Raw genomic sequence first — 18,393 nt, 5'->3', positions numbered from 1 at the left:
TGTGAAGTTAAGATAAGTTTTGGAGAAGTTGAAGGTTTTGAATCTGGAATGGATTAATGAACACAGTACTTCGCAACTTCGACTTTTTTGCTCAAAATCATGTTTTTATGTTCCGGGCTTAGCTCGTTGTCCCAACCAACCAGATACTGGGTTAAAGGACTAATATTGAGGGTGTCTAATCTTCGATAATAAAACGCCATAACTTCATTCGGAAATTCGCGCATAGCAAATTCTCTCTTTCTCTTGATTTTGTTTTTGCGCATTCCAGGAGTAATGTAAAGATCGAGCGCACCAAACAGATGCAAAAATTCGTGAGCAATAATTGCAGGTTGTTTGAAGCTTACCACAGCGTATTCGGGCTCTTCATCTTCGGATGTATGAATGGCAACTGAGACTTCATCTGAGTAATAGTTGTTTAAGAAATACATCAAAGCCACATTGTCTGTGCCGTGAATATCACGAAGCGTTGCCAGTAACTCATCTCTACCTCGAGGACGGATTTTCGTTTTTGTAATTTCGGAGCTATCGGTTTCAAGCGAGCGATGAGCATCACGGGCCAGCTTGTCTGCCCAAAGGTCTACTTTTCTTGTTGCGTAACCTCCGCGGTAACCGTTGTCGAAGAGTGTGCCTTTCAGGGTTTGACCAGAAAGTATTCCTCTTATCGGAATTGTTCCTTTGTCATCCTGATGGTAAATGAAATCAATGTCAACCGCAGCTCCAGCCTTTTGTCCTTGCTTTTCTACCCAATTCATGGCGTAGTTGATCGAGTCGATGGTGCTGGTAATGTCGTGCTCAGTCCAGAGTCCGGTTTGCCTGGAGTCTACAAAAATCCCATATACAATCACCTTTCCCTTCAGCCTTTTGCAAACGTTATTGTTGACCGTAGGAACATGAAAAGCATTATCTACATTCACATAACCACGATAGACAAGACAAGATTCAAAAGAGAAAAAGACTAGAAGCAGTGAGATCTTTAGGAGAGTTTTCATTAGATAGTTAGTAAGTAGTATGAGATGCTAATAACGGTCGGGGTCGTTTACAAATTATATTGAGTACCAGTATCAATAAGTCAAATACACTTGAAATATAGTCAAAATCAGAAAAACGCTTTTGCTAACTCCTCTTCAGATACCTTGTTGAAATATTCGCTGCTATTAATTTCTTTGAGTTTTTTCAATACTGATTCTTCACGATGCTCAACACCTATCAAGGCCTCTTTTACGGGCTCAATGTCTTTGTTGACAAAGAAGTCTCCGAAAATGTCTAAATCCGTAATAATTCCCTTGTCAACATCGAGGTGCACTTCCACGTGGCCACCTTCTGCTTTAAATCCATTTTTCAAGCCATAGCGCGGTGAGTAGCCGAAGTTCCAGCTCCACTGGCTGTACTTTTCATCGGCCAGTTTTTGAATGGCTGCCTTGTCTTCTTCGGTGAATTCGTAAGGCACTGCATCGTCATACATGTCTGTGATGTGATTCATCACTTTTTGTCTAAACTGATCCACTCCAATGTCTTCTTTCAAATGCGTTGAAATGTTGGTTACGCGGCTGCGCACCGACTTTCTGGCCTTGCCTTCAAACTTAAGTGGATTCACATTTAGAGCGTCTGAGATGTCTTGAATCTCAGATGCATAAAGCAGTGTTCCATGATGGAGTACGCGCTGTTTCTGATGGTAAATGTGTTCGGCATTTCCAGAAAATTTTTGGCCGTCTATCAGAATGTCGTTCCTTCCAGAAAATTCTGCCTTCACTCCAAGTCCAGCCAGGACATCGATAATTGGCTGATTGTATTTTTTGAAATCAACCTTGGCTCCTTCATCGCCATAGCCCATGATGAAGGTGTAGTTGATGTTACCGAGATCGTGAAATACTGCTCCACCACCTGTTAGTCTCCGTACCACCTTGATGTCACGTTCTTTCACGCGATCCACATTGATTTCGGCCAGTGTGTTTTGGTGCTTTCCAACAATGATGGCGTTGTTATTTCGCCAGAGCATGAAAATGTTCTCATCAAAATTCTTGAGGAAATACTCTTCAACTGCCTGGTTGAAATAGGGCTCCAAACTGGGACTATCGATACAAAGCATAGGCTGTAAACTTCTTTTGGCGAAAGTAGAAAATATCGCTTTTCGCGAAAATCAATTTCCTTTCACATTGGTTTAGCAGCCAAACAAAAGACTTGTACTCAGGTTCTGTCCTGTATTTTGGATTGTAACCTGTAACCGAATAAATCGGTTGTCAGAAATTGTAATAAAGACCTGCTCCACCAGTAATGGTTAATCCTGTGAAGTTGTCGATAGCGGTGTATCCCAACATAAGATCGAGGTTGATTTGCTTCAGGATGATGAACTCTACTCCAAGGCCAATGCCGGTATTGAAGTTTTCTTCGGTTACTAATTTATCATCGTGATATGGCGGTCCTGGTGAATAGAATCCTTCATAATATTCTTCAAAGCGGTAATGATTTCCCTGGTAGGCAAAGAGCTCAACGTGCTCGGTTCCAGCAATCCTGTACAGAAATGTAATTCCCGCACTGATATTGGCAAGGTCATCCTCAAGGTAGGGGCCGAAGGTAGCCTGAACTCCAAAGTTTCCGGGCCAATAGCGATAGGTTAGGCCAACGCCATTTGCTCTGGCGGCAGTGGCTCCAAGCGAATGTTTCATGAGAGAGTTTGAATTTGGGATGGTGTCATTTTCTGACTGCCCCTGAACTGACATCATTGTGAGAGCGATGAAAAAAAATAGCGTTGTGAAGTATTTCATGGTAAGCGATTTTCGATTTCAATTAGGTTTTCAGTATTTCTTAAAATTCATAGAAGAGGCCAATTCCAAGGTCGGTTCGGAGTCTCTGAAAGTTGTTCATGGCAACAAATCCTGTTGTGATGTCGAGCTTAAACCTTGTGACCAGATTAATCTGTGCTCCAAATCCTAGCCCGCAATAATACTGGTTGTCCCACCTCGTTCTTTTGGAACCATCGGGTTCGCGTATATCCCGGTCAATATCCACAAGAAGGTGATTTCCCTGATAGGCATAAAGTCCAATTTTCTCTCCCTTCGAAACCCAATGCAGTAGTGAAAATCCTAAACTGTAAAGTTCAAAATATTCATCAACGACAGGGGTAAAAGTGAATTGAGTTCCAAATTTTTCTGGCCAGAAGCGAAAACTCATACCAAAGCCCTGCGAAATGCCGGCAAAGGCTCCGGCCTGATACTTCAGAATTGGTTCGGTCGTTTCTTTTTGATTGATAGTTTGTGCCTGACTGATGGAGCTTAGGGCAGCCAGCATCGTCAGAAGTAGGACAAGTTTTTTCATAAGGTCAAAGCGTTGGTACCTTGAGAACAACGACAAAGATTATCAAAAATTCTACGTCAGTATTTTCATTTTCTTAAGTAAAATCAAAATCAGCCAACCGCTCTCTCCGCTTGTTGAATATGACGCTGGTTATGGTAGGTAACAACCCTTAAGGTATCGCCTAGTCTCAGCTTGATCCACTTGCTGATCGAGATGGAGGTTTTGACCTTCTTTAGATTTACAGACTTTGCCTTGTCGAGTAAATCCAAAATCTCTTGCTGCTGCGTGATGAAAGTGGTAAGAACTGATTTGTCCAGGTTGCTTCCGGCTGGGTTCATCGAACTGAAAGTCTTCATGCTTTTAGCATCTGGGAGCATCATTTTAGCAAATTTGTTTCCGAGCCACCCGCTTTTGAAAGTGACACAAGATGAGATCCGTTTTGCGTCTTTCAATCTCTTACCGATTTCGGGGATATAAAATTCTCCGTACCGATTTAGGTGTTCGATGGCTTCAAGGGCGCTCCAGCTTTCTGAGTCCGGTTTCTTGTTGAGTTTACTTTCGTTGAGTTCTGCCAGTTTTTTGGCCTTGCGAAGATTGTCGTGAGTTCTTTGCTCCAGATCGGCAATTAATTCGTTTTGATTGATCCTCATGAATTATGTTTTTTAATCGAAGCAAATCTCAATAAATGTCGACTTATTAAAATTGATTCAACTCAAGATTTCTGAAGTCGTGAAAGTGTTTCTGGAGTCATTCGAAGATAAGAGGCAATGTACTTGTGCGGAATTTCCTGAAAGACTCTTGGGCTTCGATTCAAAACTCTTTGAAATCGCTTAGCCGGTGAGGAGGTGAGCAAATCCAACTCGCGCTCAAACTGCTGAAAAGTGAGGTGTTCAACTAGTGTGAGCCACCGGGTTAACCTTTCTGGCTTTGCCTGGATAAACTTATCGAAGGTCGATTTGTCCACCTTCCAGATTTCGGCTTTTCTCAAAATTTCGATCCAAAGACTTGTCGGATTTCCCGTGATGAAAGAGTCGAGGGCTGTGATAAATGAACCATTGTAGCCAAATCGGATAGTGTGCTCCCGTTCATCGTCCAGGAGGTAGACTCTTACACTTCCGCTTTTTATCCAGAACAAATCTGTAGAACGATCCCCTTTGGATACTAGCAGTTCACCTCTGGACGCTGTGAATTTTTGCTGCCAAAGGTCAGCCTCGTCCATCATAATTCTCAGTTCTTCGAATGGATTCACGGTTAAGCTTTTTCGTTTAAAACCGGCTCTAACTTACGAAAAGCGGGCTTCAAAATTTTTTTTCAGACTGTGTGAACCTTTCTGGAAATCCAGTGTTAGAGGTATTAAGTGCAAAGCTGAAAGTATTACTATTATATTTGCATGTAAATAGTTTGAATTGTGAAAGACTTACTGTCCAACCTACATATTCAGGTAAACGAAAATGTTTACATCAAAGACCCTGAGTCGAGTGAGCTTGGAAAGCGAATCATTCGCGGAAGCATCTCATTGCTCATCGAAGTGGGTTTTGATGCTTTCACTTTTCATAAACTGGCAAAGGAAATTCAGTCAACAGAGGCTTCTGTTTATCGCTATTTCGAAAACAAACACAAATTACTGCTCTATCTCTTTTCCTGGTATTGGTCATGGATGGAGTACAAGTTGGTTTTTGCACTTGCCAATATCGAATCTCCAAAAGAGCGTCTGGGACGAGCCATTGAGGTGCTTACCAGAGAGCCTGAAGAAGACAATGTTTACGGACACATCAACGAGCGCCAGTTAAATCAGATTATTATAGCAGAATCTTCCAAAGCTTATCTGACAAGAGAAGTCGATGAAGAAAACAAAATGGGTGCTTTTTCTGCTTATAAGAGGCTTGTAGGACGGGTGAGTGAAATCGTGACTGAGATTAGTCCCGAATACAAATACCCGCGCATGGTGATTTCAACAGTGATAGAGGGTGCTCATCACCAGCGTTTTTTCGCAAGTCACTTGCGCAGCCTTACAGATGTGGTAGTTGGTGAAGACAGTATCACCAGTTTTTACAAACAGATGGTAATGAAATCTATAGAATCAGAGAAATGAGATTGACGCTTGTGCCCATATCGTCAAAAGTCAATCGCATACCACTTCGTGTGCTCCTGCTGTTCAGCTTGATTTTCATGTTCATGGCTGCCCATGTTTACATTACCAGTCAGCCTGTGAACTCGGTTGTTATGGCAGAGATTTTAGAGGAGCACGAAGAAGACGCCAATCATTTCCTGGTTGATGCAGGAGACGACCTGGCCAACCCAATACTAACCGAAATCCTCGACTTTGTAGAAGCTGAACGAGGGCTTTCTCCAATTTTTCTTCACCTCACAGTTCGCAGTGGGGCCTTATCCGAGGATCCACCACCTCCCAGATTCTGAATAAAATTAAGTAGCTTTTAACGCTCCAATTTTATCATTTCATTTTTAATCATTTACGTGTTTGCACTCAGTCTTTTCTGAGTAGAATCTAAATCCTGATATGGAAACCAAAAAAGAAACACTGTCACCGACAGATCGCTTTTGGCGGCTGTTGAAGCCAGATCAGAAGGAAATCCGAAACGTTTATCTGTACGCAATACTCCATGGGTTGATCATGCTCTCCATACCACTGGGCATTCAGGCGATCGTAAACCTTATTCAGGGAGGGCGGGTGAGCTCATCCTGGGTGGTGCTGGTCACTTTTGTAGTGTTAGGCGTACTCTTCGGAGGATTGCTTCAGATCTTTCAATTGCGAGTGGTAGAAAACATTCAGCAGAGAATTTTTACCCGGGCGGCTTTTGAATTTGCCTATCGCATTCCACGAATCAGGATGGAAGAGCTCTATCGCCACTATGCACCAGAGCTGATGAACCGGTTTTTTGATACGATGTCGGTCCAAAAAGGGCTGTCGAAGGTATTGATGGACTTTTCAGCAGCCACTCTGCAGGTAGTGTTTGGTCTGATTCTGCTCTCGCTTTACCACCCGTTTTTCATCCTGTTCAGTTTGCTACTGGTACTTCTGATCTACGTCATTTTTAGATTTACTGCAAAGCCGGGACTCAATGCCAGCCTCAAGGAGTCGAAATACAAGTACAATCTTGCTCACTGGCTCGAAGAGGTAGCCAGAACTGCAGCCACGTTCAAACTCGCTGGTGACTCCACGCTTCCCATGTCTAAAACCAACGAACACGTTGACAATTACCTCGACTACCGTGAGAAGCACTTCAAGGAGCTCCTCAAGCAGTTTAGCTTTCTGGTTGGCTTTAAAGTGATCATCGCTACAGGACTACTCGCTATTGGTGGTGTACTTGTAATGGAACAATTGATGAACATCGGTCAGTTCGTTGCTGCTGAGATCATCATTCTTATGATTATCAACTCTGTGGAAAAGCTCGTGAATAGTCTTGAAACGATTTACGATATTCTCACAGCCCTCGAAAAAATTGGAGAAGTTACCGACCTTGAGCTCGAGCCAGAAGACACCAATCGCCAATCTTTAAAAGACAACGGAAACGGAATGAGTATTGAGCTCGACCAGGCAGTTTTTAGTTATCCAGGCGCCAACTCCAACTCTCTCGAAAAAACCACGCTTCGAATTGAGCCCAACTCCAGAGTAGTGATAACGGGAGAAAATGGCTCTGGAAAAACCACATTACTTCAGTTGCTCTCGGGGATTTATGATCTCACTTCAGGAGCTATTTCCTTCGATGATCTATCAAAAGGGAACCTGCATCAGGAAAACCTCAGGGCTATGATTGGTGACTTGTTGAGCCACCAGCAGCTGTTTGAAGGAACCGTTATGGAAAACCTGGCTATGGGTCGTCAGGGGGCGACTTTTGAAAACGTAAAAGAAGCGGTGGAAGCTGCCAAACTCAAGAAGTTCATCAGTCTTTTACCAGAAGGTTACAACACCCGAATCGACCCTCAGGGAAGAAAGCTGCCTCGCAGTCTTGTTCAAAAATTATTAATCGCTCGTAGCATTGCCGACAAGCCGAGACTCTTGCTGCTCGAGGATTCTTTTGAATACATCGACATGAAACAAAGACAGGAAATAATTGACTACCTCTTTTCACCAGAAAGGCCCTGGACAGTTGTTGCTGTTTCAGGCGACCCTTACTTAATCGAAAAGGCATCAGTTCTCTATACCATGATAAATGGCCAGTTGAAGAAAGTTGGAGGAAATCAAACTGACAACAACTAAAACAAGATTGAAAAATGTTGAATATATCTCAAAATAGCATTACCCACCGAGTAAATCGGGATGAACATTCCTCTTTCAGAAAGGTCTATTCCCGCAGCGGGGGCCGCTGGTTCTTGCGCATGGTTCTGGTCTTTTTCGCAATACTTGGAATCGTGTTGTTCTTACCGTGGACTCAGAATATCCGGTCTGGTGGAGTTGTGACTACGCTAAAGCCTGGTCAACGGCCTCAGGCGATCAACTCAGTGATCGGTGGTAGAATAGAGGAGTGGTATGTGAAAGAAGGTGATGAAGTAGAAAAAGGAGACACTATTCTTTTCATCTCTGAGGTAAAGGATCAGTATTTCGATCCGCTACTCCTCGACAGGGCAGAGCGTCAATTGCGCGCAAAAGGTCTTTCTGCCGAATCTTACAACGAAAAGGTGCAGGCTCTGGAAGATCAAATTGCTGCACTTGAGCAGACCCGGGAGTTGAAACTGGAGCAAGCTCAAAACAAACTCACGCAGGCTCAACTAAAAGTAAAGAGCGATAGCATCGACCTTGAAGCTGCTAATACCAATTACGAAATTGCTGTTAGGCAATATGAGCGGATGGAACAATTGGAAGAAAAAGGACTTCGCTCCCTCACAGATTTGGAGACCAGAAGAATGGCCATGCAGAAAGCACAGGCCGAAAAAATCTCAGCAGAGAACAAATTGCTTTCGAGTCAGAATGAAGTGTTGAATGCAAAAGTCGAATTGACCTCGCTCGATGCTCAGTACAAAGACGACATCGCCAAAGCAAAGTCTGAGAAGTTCACGGCACTTTCCAATTTCTACGATGCCGAACTGGGAGTGGCAAAACTCGAGTCAGAATACACCAATTACTCTGTGAGACGCGGAATGTACTACATCACTGCACCTCAAAGCGGATACATCACACAGACGATTCAATCGGGAATAGGTGAAATGGTAAAAGAAGGAGAGCAAATCGTAACGATAATGCCTTCAGATTATCAGTTGGCTGTGGAAATGTATGTGAGACCACTGGACTTGCCGCTTTTAGAAAAAGGTCAAACCGTGAGAATTCAATTTGACGGTTGGCCGGCAATTGTGTTTTCGGGATGGCCAAACACAAGTTATGGAACTTACGCGGGTGACGTTTATGCGATCGATAAGTTCATAAGTGACAATGGCATGTATCGAATTTTGGTGGCTCCCGATCCTGAGGAACATCCGTGGCCGGATGCTCTCCGTGTAGGCTCGGGAACCAACAATATCGTGCTTCTCAAGGATGTTCCAATTTGGTATGAGCTGTGGCGTCAGGTTAATGGCTTTCCACCAGACTATTACAAAACCGGTCTGGGATCGGATGGGCAAAATGCTAATGATCAGAAAAAGAAGTGAGAAAAATGAGATACGCATTTGGCATATTGTTTATTCTCTTTTTGAGCAAGTCAGCCTTTAGCCAGGAGCAGGACAGCACATTCACAATGGAAGAGTTTTTCGAAATCGTTGAAAAACACCATCCCATGGCCGAAAGAGCTGAACTCCAAACAGCTCGAGGCGAAGCTAATTTGCTTATGAGTCGTGGGGCTTTCGATCCAAAGGCTTTCGCAGACATTAGTCAGAAGTATTTTCGCCAGCAGGAGTATTACAGCCTCATTAATGGTGGACTGAAAATTCCCACCTGGTTTGGAGTAGAACTGGTTGGTGGTTACGAGGAAAACGAAGGTCAGTATCTGAATCCGGAAGATAACACGCCTGCCGCTGGGCTTTACTATGCAGGCATTTCAGTTCCTGTGGGCCAGGGACTTTTTATCGATGAAAGAAGGGCTCAATTAAATCAAGCAAAGATTTATCAGGAGGCGAGCCGGGCGGAAAGAGCGTTTATGCTGAACGATCTTTTCTATAAGGCTGGAAGCGCTTACTGGGACTGGTTTATCGCGTGGCACCAGGTGGATGTTTACAGAGAAGCTTACAGCAAGGCACGGGAAAGAAGAGATGCTGTGCAGGGTGGGGCTGAGCTTGGAGACCGCCCATTAATCGACACGCTGGAAGCTTCTATTCAGGTGCAGAATCGTTTGCTCGCTCTTCGAGAAGCTGAGTTACAGCTGGCCAATTCCAGAGCGCAGATTGAGGCCTTTTTGTGGGCTGAAGGAACCATTCCACTGGAGTTGTCTGAAAATACCGCACCTCCAGAGATGGAAACGCTGGATGTCGCAGAACTTCTCGAAAACCTGCCAGACGATGCTCAATCTGCTATTGTAGATCACCCCGAATTGACAGCAGCAAGGCTCACCATTGACCAGCTGGAAGTAGAAAGACGATGGAAAGCCGAACAACTCAAACCTACACTTAATCTGAAGTACAACCCTCTAACTGAGGCTATTGGTGGAGACGCCATCGACCAGGTGAGTGTGAATAATTACACCTGGGGACTGGAGTTTGAAATGCCCATTTTGCTTAGAAAAGAGCGCGGTGCTCTGCAATTGGCTGAGATCAAACTAAGACAATCGGACATGAAATTGAGAGACAAGCAAGCCAACCTGACTTACAAACTGAGAGCTGCACTGAACGAGCTGCAAACACTTTCCGGCCAGGCTTCGACCTATGGGCAAACAGTTTCGGATTATCGCCAACTGGTAGAAGGGGAGCGAGAGCTTTTCGCCATCGGTGAAAGTTCTTTGTTTCTTGTTAACTCGAGAGAGCTCGGTCTGATCAGCGCTGAGGTGAAGTACATCGAGATTTTTGCAAAGCAATTTAAGGCAGCCCTCAAAGTAGATTACGCGATGGGTTCACTTTCTGAAAACAACTAAAAACTTGAGTTATGGTATTACTGAGAATTGTGAGCGACAATGAGTCGCAGATGGAAAAAATAGCTGGTTGGCTCTTGCAGGATAAGCTTGCAATTGATGTAAACCTAAAGAGAAATATTGAGCGATGGAATTGGCACAAAGAACAAATCCAAAAGTTGTCAGTCTTCCTGTTGGAAGCGAAAACCAAGGCATTGCTCTTCCCGAAAATCGACCAATTAATCCTGGAGAAGTTTGGTGATAACGTTCCCGAGATTTATTCCTTGCCAATTGTTGACATGGACTGGGAACAAGCCAAAGTTCTCAAAGACTCTGTTGAGCGGATTTGAGGTAAATTGTTACTGGAGAGTTATCCTGTTCAAGACCTCTACCTGATACCAGGTGAACTTCCCTTTATCGAGTTGCCATGAAATTTGAGCACGAGCCGGAATCATTGCCCCGTCAACTTCAAAATAGCTCTCGGGATCTATCTCAACATGCCACTTTTCAGGTTGGCCAGTTTGATCATTAAACCGCATTGCTTCAAAAGCGATCGGCAAATTTTGCTTGTTAAAAGTAAAAACTCCTGAAACTGAGAACTCCTCATTTGTAAGGGCCGCCTCAACTTTGTCATCACTCAAAACATCCCATTCTAAGGGAAGGCATTTAACGGACTCTGGGTACCATACTGTTTCTGCCAGATATCGAATGGCAGAAGCTTCATCGGTTTTTTCTCCGCTTGAATTTACAACTGGCAAAAGACCGTAAGCGTGAATTTTCATGCTTCCGCGATTTTCTATAAGTTTATCCAGACCGTTAAACTGCATGAAAGAATTAGAACCGACATCTACTGTCCAAAAAAACTCAGGACTCACCAATGATGACCATTGCTTCGCAGTGAATTCTTTCCAGGAGCCGTCAACTGAAGTCTTCATTTTCCCACGTTGATCAAACTTTGCCACCCCACTGTTTTTTTTGCTGGAGCAAGTTTCTATCCATTTTTCAACGAGTTCTGGCAGCGCATTTTTTTGAGATTGAACTTTACTGTTTGCTTCTTCAGCCAGAAATGCATTTACCTCAGATTGGGCTCTTTTGTGAAAGTTCCACTGACCGATGCCCACAGCGATAATCAATGCAAAAATGAGATTCAGCACAGTACCAAATTTCGCGTCCTGCCAGGAGAAGATGATCAGCACCTGAGACAAGATCACAGCAGCTATGGCAACGGTCCACCACATCGGCCACTTCAAGAGATAAACCAACGCTGTAAGAAAAAACAACAGACTAGCTATCAACCAAAGCCAACCGATTGACCTTGGGATTTCCAATGAAATCTCTGAAATCCGGGCCAGGCCCTGAGCTTTAAAAAATCCGAGGAGATGGATTCCTCCATGGATAAGCAATAGAAATAGGAAGGCGAATTTGAGCATGGCAATGAGAAATTTAATTCAAGCTCTGAATAACTCTTGCCAATTTGTTCTTTACTTCACTTGCCAGTTCTCCCAGCTGATCATTATCCACAGCGGACATTGAAGCCATTGGGTCTACAGCAGAAACTTCTACCGAGCCATCCTCATTTTGCTCTACAACTACATTGCACGGCAGCATCACTCCGATTTTGTCCTCTGCTTTCAGGGCCTTGTGAGCAAAAGTAGGGTTGCAGGCACCCAAGATTCTGTATGGCTTAAAGTCAACGTCTATCTTTTTTTTGAGAGTAGATGTAACATCGATATCGGAAAGGACACCAAAGCCTTCTGCTTTTAACTTTTCGGTGACCAATTCTATGGCCTCGTCAAAAGATTTTTCCTCGATAGTGGTGTTCATGAAGTACTTCATTTATTTCGGTTTTTGCGTTGAACATGTTTTTACGCCCAGGATGGAGTAGAGCGGGCACAGCCCAACTAAACTTGTCAAAAGCATCACAGCTCCTACAATTAATAGCAGAACTCCCCAAAGGCCGCTCACAGTGCCTGTAAAATAGAGCACTGAGGCTACTACAGCGATCAAGAATCGGATTACACGATCGGCTTTACCCATATTGATTTTCATAATGTTATTGGTTTTAGGATTTAAAACAAATTTATCGCATGAACTTGAGAAGAAACGTGATCAATGTCACACGCCCATGAAATTGCAGTCATGTTTATGATCGTCATTTCATTAGAAATTTCGATTGAGAGATTACAAGATGTAAGAACATATTGACAGTGCTGTCAGATTAATCTCATAAACATATGCAATAGAAATATCTATCGAAATAGTTCTATTTTGCATTGATTATTGTTTCAATGAAAGATAACCTCTCAAACGATCATCAAGCAAAGCAGGAGAAACGGCAAGTTCTCATTTCATTCGGAGTCTTTTTGCTCTCAGTGCTCATTGTTTTCCTAATTTGGAATGAATATGTTACCACCTTAAAGAGTTCATTTCGTAATGAATTGAAAATTCGTGGAGAGTACACAACTCAAAAGTTGGAGCGAAGTATTAGCAAAAATATTCTATCGCTTTCAAATCTCAGAGATCGAATTGAATTCACCAACGGAGAATATTTTGAATTTTGGTCTCACGATGCGCAGAATATTCTCGATCAAAATCCGGCTTTTCTGTTTCTGGAATGGATCGATAGCTCGATGGTTATTCGCAAGATTGAACCTTTAGAAGGAAATGAACCAGCGTTAAATCTGGATATTTCAAAGGTCGATTACCGAGTACAAGAGTGGCTCAAGCACAAGGAAGATTCGTCCATTAATATTACTCCCTGGTCTGAAATGAAACAAGGAGGGTATGCATTTCTCGTGGACGCTCCTATTTATTACGATGGAAAGTTTCAGGGAACCATAACAGCCGGAATGGACTTCACCGATCGTTTTGACAACTTGCTGACGGGGATGGATGATTACGCCATTTCCCTGGTTGATGAAGAAGGTACAGAGTTTTACTCTTTCAATACGCCAGCTAAGGATGAGGTATTTCAGAATGTTTACCACTCCTCATCATATGTTGTGGATCCCATAGACAATCAGGTATGGACCATCAAAGTCATGCCTTCAAAATCGGCCAAGGATCCAAAACTTAACCTCGAAGGAATAGTTTGGCTTTTTCTGGGAGTTCTCATCAGCTTTTTGATGAGTGTACTCACTTATTTTTTCTTGCGCTCAATTGCTGAAAAAAATCGCGTTCAGCTGGTTAATGAGGAACTTTCAGCCACGAATTTGGCTCTCGATATCGAACGGGAAAAAGAGCAGAGAGCATCGCGCTTTAAAACAGATTTTATCTCAACGATGAGCCACGAGATCAGGACGCCACTCAATGCGATTATTGGTCTTATCGAAATAATGAAAGACAGCCCTCTGGAAGAGAAGGAAAGGGATTACCTCGATAAAATGGAAATGTCTTCTAAGAGTTTGCTAGCTCTGGTGAATGACATTCTGGAGATGGATAAAATTGAGTCTGGGAAGACGGTTTTTAAAAGAGAGTTGTTCTCTCCGGGTGAAGAACTCACAGACATTTGTAAGCTTTATAAAAGTGAGTTTGAAGCCAAAGGGCTGGATTTCAGTATGAAAATTGAGAAAGCCGCTAATTCCAAAGTGATTGGCGATAGCGGTAAATTTCGACAGATTGCTACCAATTTAATGCGCAATGCGTACAAGTTTACATCTACAGGAAGTGTGTCGGTGAGTCTCAATGCAACTAAGAAAGCCGACAATCTAGACCTTGAACTCGAGGTCAGCGATACTGGAATTGGAATTCCAAATGAAGAGCAACGAAGTATTTTCGAACGCTTCACTCAGGTAGATTCTGGTGTGGGAAGAAAATACGAGGGAACTGGCTTAGGTCTGTCAATTACACGTCAGCTTTTAGATTTGCTCGGAGGAAGTATCACTGTCGAAAGTCAAGTGGGTGAGGGAGCTGAATTCAAGGTCAAAGTGAGTTATGATCTCGCAGAAGATGAGGTCACTGAGTCCAGGGCATCAATGAATTCTCAGAAAAATGAATTTCCGGGAACCAAAATGCTGATTGCTGAGGACAATCAGATGAACATCTTCATCTTGAAGCAAACTCTGGAAATGATGAAAATTGAAATTGCCACGGTCACCAATGGAAGGGAAGCCATTGAAGCCGTTGAAAAAGAGGATTTCGATTTGATTCTAATGGATGTTCACATGCCGGATGTCGATGGATTCACGGCAACAGAGGAATTGCGAAAGAGAGGAGTCAAAACCCCGATCGTAGCGCTATCTGCAAATGTAACTCGTGAAGCCATCGACAAGGCCAGGGCGGCTGGGATGGTCGACTACATTACCAAACCCTTCAACCGCGAACGATTGCTTGAAGTTTTTAATAAATACTTGTAGTCTTTTCTAGAACTTGTAGAACAGTCCAAGTTCCCCTTTTAACCCGAATGATGTATCCGTTGAACCATCGCTTCCCCGAGTATTTATCAGGTGGTATCCTGTCATTACGTTGATGCTGAGGTGTTTAAGCGCTAGTATTTCTACACCAACTCCCAAGCCATTACTGATCATACTATAAACATCTCGATCGTTATCACTCGAAGAAGGTCGTGAGTCGGCATACTCAATTGAATTGGCCTGATACATAAACAAACTAACATGTTCCGAATCCGCGATTCGATAAAGAAAGGAGATACCTCCGTGATATTCCTGGTAGTTCTTGTTGATGAGGTACGGAGCAAATGTCGCTTGTATACCGAATTTCTGCAGCTTAGTATTGTTGAACCAATGGCGATAAGACAGGCCAACACCTGTGACTGTGCCTATTGCAAAGCCCAAGTCGTGGTTGTATTTCATAAATGAGGAAACTTCGTCTTTTTTCTCTTTGATGGTAACCTCCTCTTGAGCAAAGGTGAATATAGGAGTGATGAGTACGATAAGGGCTATTGTAATTGTTTTGAAACTCATGTTGAATTGTTTTAGAAAAATAAAGTTGATGCAAGATCAACCAAGGTTGATTTCGTTAATGCTAATTAAAACTTGTAGAAGAGTCCGAGCTCTGCTTCCAGGCCAAAGCTATTGCCGTAGCCAGAATCACGACTGCTTTTAAAAGTGTTGAACCTGTAGCCGCCACTTAAATTGATGCTAAGTCGTTGTAGTGCAATAACTTCTATCCCTATCCCAATACTGTTGCTGAACCCTCTGTAGATATTCAGGAAGGGTTCTCCAGAGTTCCTTGTGCCGCTGAATTCGTTATACATAAAACTGTTGGCCTGATAGAGAAACAAACTCATGTATTTAGAGCGATGTAAAGAGTAAAGGAAGCCGATTTCGCCATTAAAATCAAAGTCATATTGATTATTAGAACTTGAAGTTATAGTCGTTTGAAATCCGAAATTCTTTAGCTCCTTGTCGCCAAACCAGTGGCGGTAGGATAGTCCGATGCGGTTGTAATCATTCAAAATTACCCCGATGTCGTTTTTAAGTAGTGTTCGTTCTTCATCTTTTTTTTCCTGAATGGAAGCTTCCTCTGTTTTCTGAGCTATCAAAACAATAGGAAAGGCCACTAGAAGTAGCGCAATTATCATTTTTCTTTTCATAATGATGATATGGTTTTGGTTTTATGAAAGATTTAGTGGTTCAAAATAAGCGGGCGTTTTCCCGCAAAAATCAAATTAATCGTGGGACGCTTGGGCTCTTTATTTTGTTACAACGAAGTTTAAATTAATTGAAAAGTAGAGTTTCTGCTAATATTTAGATTGAGGTATAAAGTAGAAAGTTAATGAGATTAGTTGAATAATGATCAACTTTTAGGGAAGATTCCAGATGGCCGGAGAGGGATGATTATATTTTTGTGATTCAGTACTTTACCTGAATTTCTTTTTCGGTTTGAAGCCTTTCCCTGTTTTCCTATTTCCCGGTTTATTCCAGGAAGCGTTTTTAGAGTTTTTGTTTTTTCCTGCGAATGGAGTTTTGGTTTCTTTTCCAGGTTTCTTCTGCTTGAAACTTTTTCCAGGCTTTTTTAGGGTTTGCGTCTCATCTTTGTCTGTAGTGGGTGCTTCTTTAGTCGATTTACTGACGGTCGCTTTCAGCTCCTTGAGCTCATCATCAGTAAGATAGCGCCATTCACCGAGTGGAATATCGAGCGGGATATTCATAATCCGGACACGCTTCAATCGGGTGACGTTATAGCCGAGGTATTCGCACATTCTTCGAATTTGACGATTGAGGCCCTGGGTAAGGATGATGCGGAATTGGTGTTCTCCGGTTTTTTCCACGAAGCACTTTTTAGTCATGGTGTCGAGGATAGGCAATCCGTTAGCCATCTGCTCGATGAAGCTCTTTTTGATCGGCTTATCCACGGCTACTTCGTACTCCTTTTCGTGGTTGTTGCGCGATCTTAAGATTTTGTTGACGATGTCTCCATCGTTAGTCAGGAATATGAGGCCTTCGCTGGGTTTGTCGAGCCGCCCAATCGGGAAAATCCGTTTTGGGTAGTTGACATGGCGAATGATGTTGTCCTTCTCCCGACTGTCAGTCGTGCAGACCACACCAACGGGTTTGTGATAGGCGAGATAAACAAAGTCCTCCGTGGGAGTGGAAACCTGACGACCGTCAACTGCTACCGTGTCGTTGGGCATCACTTTAGTACCCATCTCAGGAACCTTACCGTTGATGGTTACTCTTCCCTGCTCAATGAGCTTGTCGCCCTCTCGTCTGGAGCAATAGCCGATTTCACTTAGGTATTTGTTGATTCTCGTTCCCTCTGACATGATTGGCAAAGCTAGGTTTTTCTCAAAAAAAAAAGCCCGGCTTGTTCTGATAAAAGCCGGGCCAATTCTGTAAATTCTGTTGCTACTTTGCGCTAGCTTTTAGCGCCTGATCCAGGTCTGAGAGCAGGTCATCAATGTTTTCCACACCGACAGACAGCCTCACGAGGGAGTCGCTAATTTCGAGGGCTTTCAGGTGCTCCTCTTCAACTCCTGCATGAGTCATAGTTTTGGGGTGCTCAGCAAGGCTCTCGGTACTTCCAAGGCTCACTGCCAGTTTGATTAACCTGAGAGCGTTCAAAAATTTGAAGGCTTCTTTTTCTCCGCCTTTTATTACGAAAGAGAGCATCGCTCCAGAGCCTTTGTACTGGCGTTTGTAAGTTTCATAGTCGTGGTGACCTTCCGGGATCAGCCCGAGGTAGTTCACTTTTTCTACCATTTCGTGCTCATTGAGGAATGCAGCTACCTGTTTGGCATTTTTCTGCTGTTCTTCCATTCGAACCTTTAGCGTTTCGAGACTACGCATCAGTAGCCAACCAGTCCAGGGACCGGCCATGTTTCCGAGAAATGTTCGCAATGTTTTTACACGTGTCATCAAATCCGCGTGTCCCAGCACTGCTCCGGCAATTACATCACTGTGGCCTCCGATGTATTTTGTGGCTGAGTAAATCACCAAATCGGCACCGTGCTCAAGGGGGTTCTGCCATAGCGGCCCCATGTAGGTGTTGTCAACAGCCATCAAGACTTTCTTGTCTTCGGTACTGTATTTCTCCACAATTTCCTGACAACTGCCGAGGTCAGTCAAATCGTTAGTTGGGTTTGCTGGAGTTTCTACATAGATCATTTTTAGCTTGTCGGCTTTCCCCGATTTCTCGAGTTTTTCAATTACCGTTTCTTTCTCCTCATGAGGCATAAAGCCAATTGTCTCGATTCCCATTTTCGGTAAGAAGTGGTGGATGAAGTGATCTGTACCTCCATAAAGGGGGTTGCTGTAAAGGAGTACATCCCCTGGCTCAAGAAACTCCATGAGTACCGTGCTGATTGCAGACATTCCACTTTCGAAAACTGCACAATCGTCTGCTTTGTCCCAAAGGCAAAGACGATTCTCGAGAATTTCTAAGTCGGGATTGTTGATTCGGCTGTAAATCAATCCAAGCTCTTCACCCGGATCTTTTTCCCTTTTGCCGTAGGCGACTTCGAAAAATTTCTTTCCCTCTTCGGCAGTGTTGAAGACAAAAGTTGAGGTCTGAAAAATGGGGCATTTGATGGCTCCTTCTGAAAGCTGAGGCTTGTAGCCATAAGTCATCATCAGACTTTCGGGCTTGAATTTTTTCTCCATGATTTCTATCTCTTTTGCAGGTTAATTTTTTCGATTTTGAAAATCTGCTG

General features: G+C 43.3%; 20 protein-coding genes. 7 read left to right on the top strand and 13 right to left on the bottom strand.

From position 1 onward, the window contains the following. Window positions 1-53 precede the first annotated feature (53 nt). The 6 genes from ABHV44_RS10735 to ABHV44_RS10710 all read right to left on the bottom strand — a co-directional run bounded on the left by ABHV44_RS10735 (window position 54) and on the right by ABHV44_RS10710 (window position 4,540). Window positions 54-989, bottom strand: a complete 936-nt coding sequence (locus tag ABHV44_RS10735; RefSeq protein ID WP_459074688.1) for a hypothetical protein — start codon at window positions 987-989, stop codon at window positions 54-56. Between the two features lie 107 nt (window positions 990-1,096). After that, window positions 1,097-2,086 carry a lipoate--protein ligase gene (locus ABHV44_RS10730; protein WP_459074687.1) on the bottom strand — a complete coding sequence of 330 codons (990 nt, stop codon included), beginning with the start codon at window positions 2,084-2,086 and terminating at the stop codon, window positions 1,097-1,099. Between the two features lie 151 nt (window positions 2,087-2,237). Then, entirely contained in the window at window positions 2,238-2,762 is a 525-nt protein-coding gene (locus ABHV44_RS10725; protein ID WP_459074686.1) for a hypothetical protein, read from the bottom strand. Window positions 2,763-2,802: 40 nt separating this feature from the next. Beyond that, a complete protein-coding gene (locus tag ABHV44_RS10720) occupies window positions 2,803-3,312 on the bottom strand; it encodes a hypothetical protein (RefSeq protein WP_459074685.1) in 510 nt (169 codons plus the stop codon). 89 nt (window positions 3,313-3,401) lie between these two features. Next, window positions 3,402-3,941, bottom strand: coding sequence for a DinB family protein (locus ABHV44_RS10715; protein WP_459074684.1), 540 nt, complete (start codon window positions 3,939-3,941; stop codon window positions 3,402-3,404). A 62-nt stretch (window positions 3,942-4,003) separates the two neighbouring features. Next, window positions 4,004-4,540: a Crp/Fnr family transcriptional regulator gene (locus tag ABHV44_RS10710; RefSeq protein ID WP_459074683.1), complete on the bottom strand. Its 537-nt coding sequence runs from the start codon at window positions 4,538-4,540 to the stop codon at window positions 4,004-4,006. 159 nt (window positions 4,541-4,699) lie between these two features. Here ABHV44_RS10710 and ABHV44_RS10705 point away from each other — a divergent pair, with 159 nt between their 5' ends. The 6 genes from ABHV44_RS10705 to cutA all read left to right on the top strand — a co-directional run bounded on the left by ABHV44_RS10705 (window position 4,700) and on the right by cutA (window position 10,630). Then, window positions 4,700-5,383, top strand: a complete 684-nt coding sequence (locus tag ABHV44_RS10705) for a TetR/AcrR family transcriptional regulator (protein ID WP_459074682.1) — start codon at window positions 4,700-4,702, stop codon at window positions 5,381-5,383. Further along, complete coding sequence (locus ABHV44_RS10700; RefSeq protein WP_459074681.1) at window positions 5,380-5,709, top strand: hypothetical protein; 330 nt, start codon at window positions 5,380-5,382, stop codon at window positions 5,707-5,709. Before ABHV44_RS10705 ends, ABHV44_RS10700 begins: the two co-directional genes overlap by 4 nt. Window positions 5,710-5,809: 100 nt before the next feature. Then, window positions 5,810-7,510, top strand: a complete 1,701-nt coding sequence (locus tag ABHV44_RS10695; protein WP_459074680.1) for a peptidase domain-containing ABC transporter — start codon at window positions 5,810-5,812, stop codon at window positions 7,508-7,510. 14 nt (window positions 7,511-7,524) lie between these two features. Next, window positions 7,525-8,892 (top strand): HlyD family secretion protein, encoded by a 1,368-nt coding sequence (locus ABHV44_RS10690; protein WP_459074679.1) that lies wholly within the window; start codon window positions 7,525-7,527, stop codon window positions 8,890-8,892. Window positions 8,893-8,897: 5 nt separating this feature from the next. Continuing rightward, window positions 8,898-10,304, top strand: a complete 1,407-nt coding sequence (locus ABHV44_RS10685; RefSeq protein WP_459074678.1) for a TolC family protein — start codon at window positions 8,898-8,900, stop codon at window positions 10,302-10,304. A gap of 11 nt (window positions 10,305-10,315) precedes the next feature. Continuing rightward, window positions 10,316-10,630 (top strand): divalent cation tolerance protein CutA, encoded by a 315-nt coding sequence (gene cutA / locus ABHV44_RS10680; protein WP_459074677.1) that lies wholly within the window; start codon window positions 10,316-10,318, stop codon window positions 10,628-10,630. Window positions 10,631-10,639: 9 nt separating this feature from the next. Here the strand turns inward: cutA and ABHV44_RS10675 are convergent, their stop codons facing one another. The 3 genes from ABHV44_RS10675 to ABHV44_RS10665 are packed head-to-tail and all read right to left on the bottom strand — an operon-like array spanning window position 10,640 to window position 12,329. Continuing rightward, a complete protein-coding gene (locus tag ABHV44_RS10675; RefSeq protein ID WP_459074676.1) occupies window positions 10,640-11,710 on the bottom strand; it encodes a DUF6544 family protein in 1,071 nt (356 codons plus the stop codon). A gap of 13 nt (window positions 11,711-11,723) precedes the next feature. Further along, window positions 11,724-12,116, bottom strand: coding sequence for a DUF302 domain-containing protein (locus ABHV44_RS10670; protein WP_459074675.1), 393 nt, complete (start codon window positions 12,114-12,116; stop codon window positions 11,724-11,726). Then, window positions 12,117-12,329, bottom strand: coding sequence for a YgaP family membrane protein (locus ABHV44_RS10665; protein WP_459074674.1), 213 nt, complete (start codon window positions 12,327-12,329; stop codon window positions 12,117-12,119). 239 nt (window positions 12,330-12,568) lie between these two features. Between ABHV44_RS10665 and ABHV44_RS10660 the strand changes: the two genes are divergently transcribed. Next, complete coding sequence (locus ABHV44_RS10660) at window positions 12,569-14,635, top strand: response regulator (RefSeq protein WP_459074673.1); 2,067 nt, start codon at window positions 12,569-12,571, stop codon at window positions 14,633-14,635. Window positions 14,636-14,641: 6 nt separating this feature from the next. Here the strand turns inward: ABHV44_RS10660 and ABHV44_RS10655 are convergent, their stop codons facing one another. From ABHV44_RS10655 to ABHV44_RS10640, 4 genes are all read right to left on the bottom strand, one after another. Beyond that, window positions 14,642-15,202 (bottom strand): hypothetical protein, encoded by a 561-nt coding sequence (locus tag ABHV44_RS10655; RefSeq protein WP_459074672.1) that lies wholly within the window; start codon window positions 15,200-15,202, stop codon window positions 14,642-14,644. 65 nt (window positions 15,203-15,267) lie between these two features. Then, window positions 15,268-15,834 (bottom strand): hypothetical protein, encoded by a 567-nt coding sequence (locus tag ABHV44_RS10650; protein ID WP_459074671.1) that lies wholly within the window; start codon window positions 15,832-15,834, stop codon window positions 15,268-15,270. Window positions 15,835-16,101: 267 nt separating this feature from the next. Continuing rightward, complete coding sequence (gene rluF, locus ABHV44_RS10645; protein ID WP_459074670.1) at window positions 16,102-17,007, bottom strand: 23S rRNA pseudouridine(2604) synthase RluF; 906 nt, start codon at window positions 17,005-17,007, stop codon at window positions 16,102-16,104. A gap of 82 nt (window positions 17,008-17,089) precedes the next feature. Continuing rightward, the gene (locus tag ABHV44_RS10640; RefSeq protein WP_459074669.1) at window positions 17,090-18,343 is read right to left on the bottom strand and encodes a cystathionine gamma-synthase family protein; all 1,254 of its coding nucleotides are present in this window, start codon (window positions 18,341-18,343) and stop codon (window positions 17,090-17,092) included. Between the last annotated feature and the right edge of the window lie 50 nt (window positions 18,344-18,393).

Source organism: Halocola ammonii (genome assembly GCF_049334165.1).
In the GTDB taxonomy this organism is placed as follows: Bacteria; Bacteroidota; Bacteroidia; order Flavobacteriales_D; family Sanyastnellaceae; genus JBEGHD01.
Note: the sequence above shows the minus strand (reverse complement) of the source record. Positions and strands in the feature narration are given on the sequence as shown.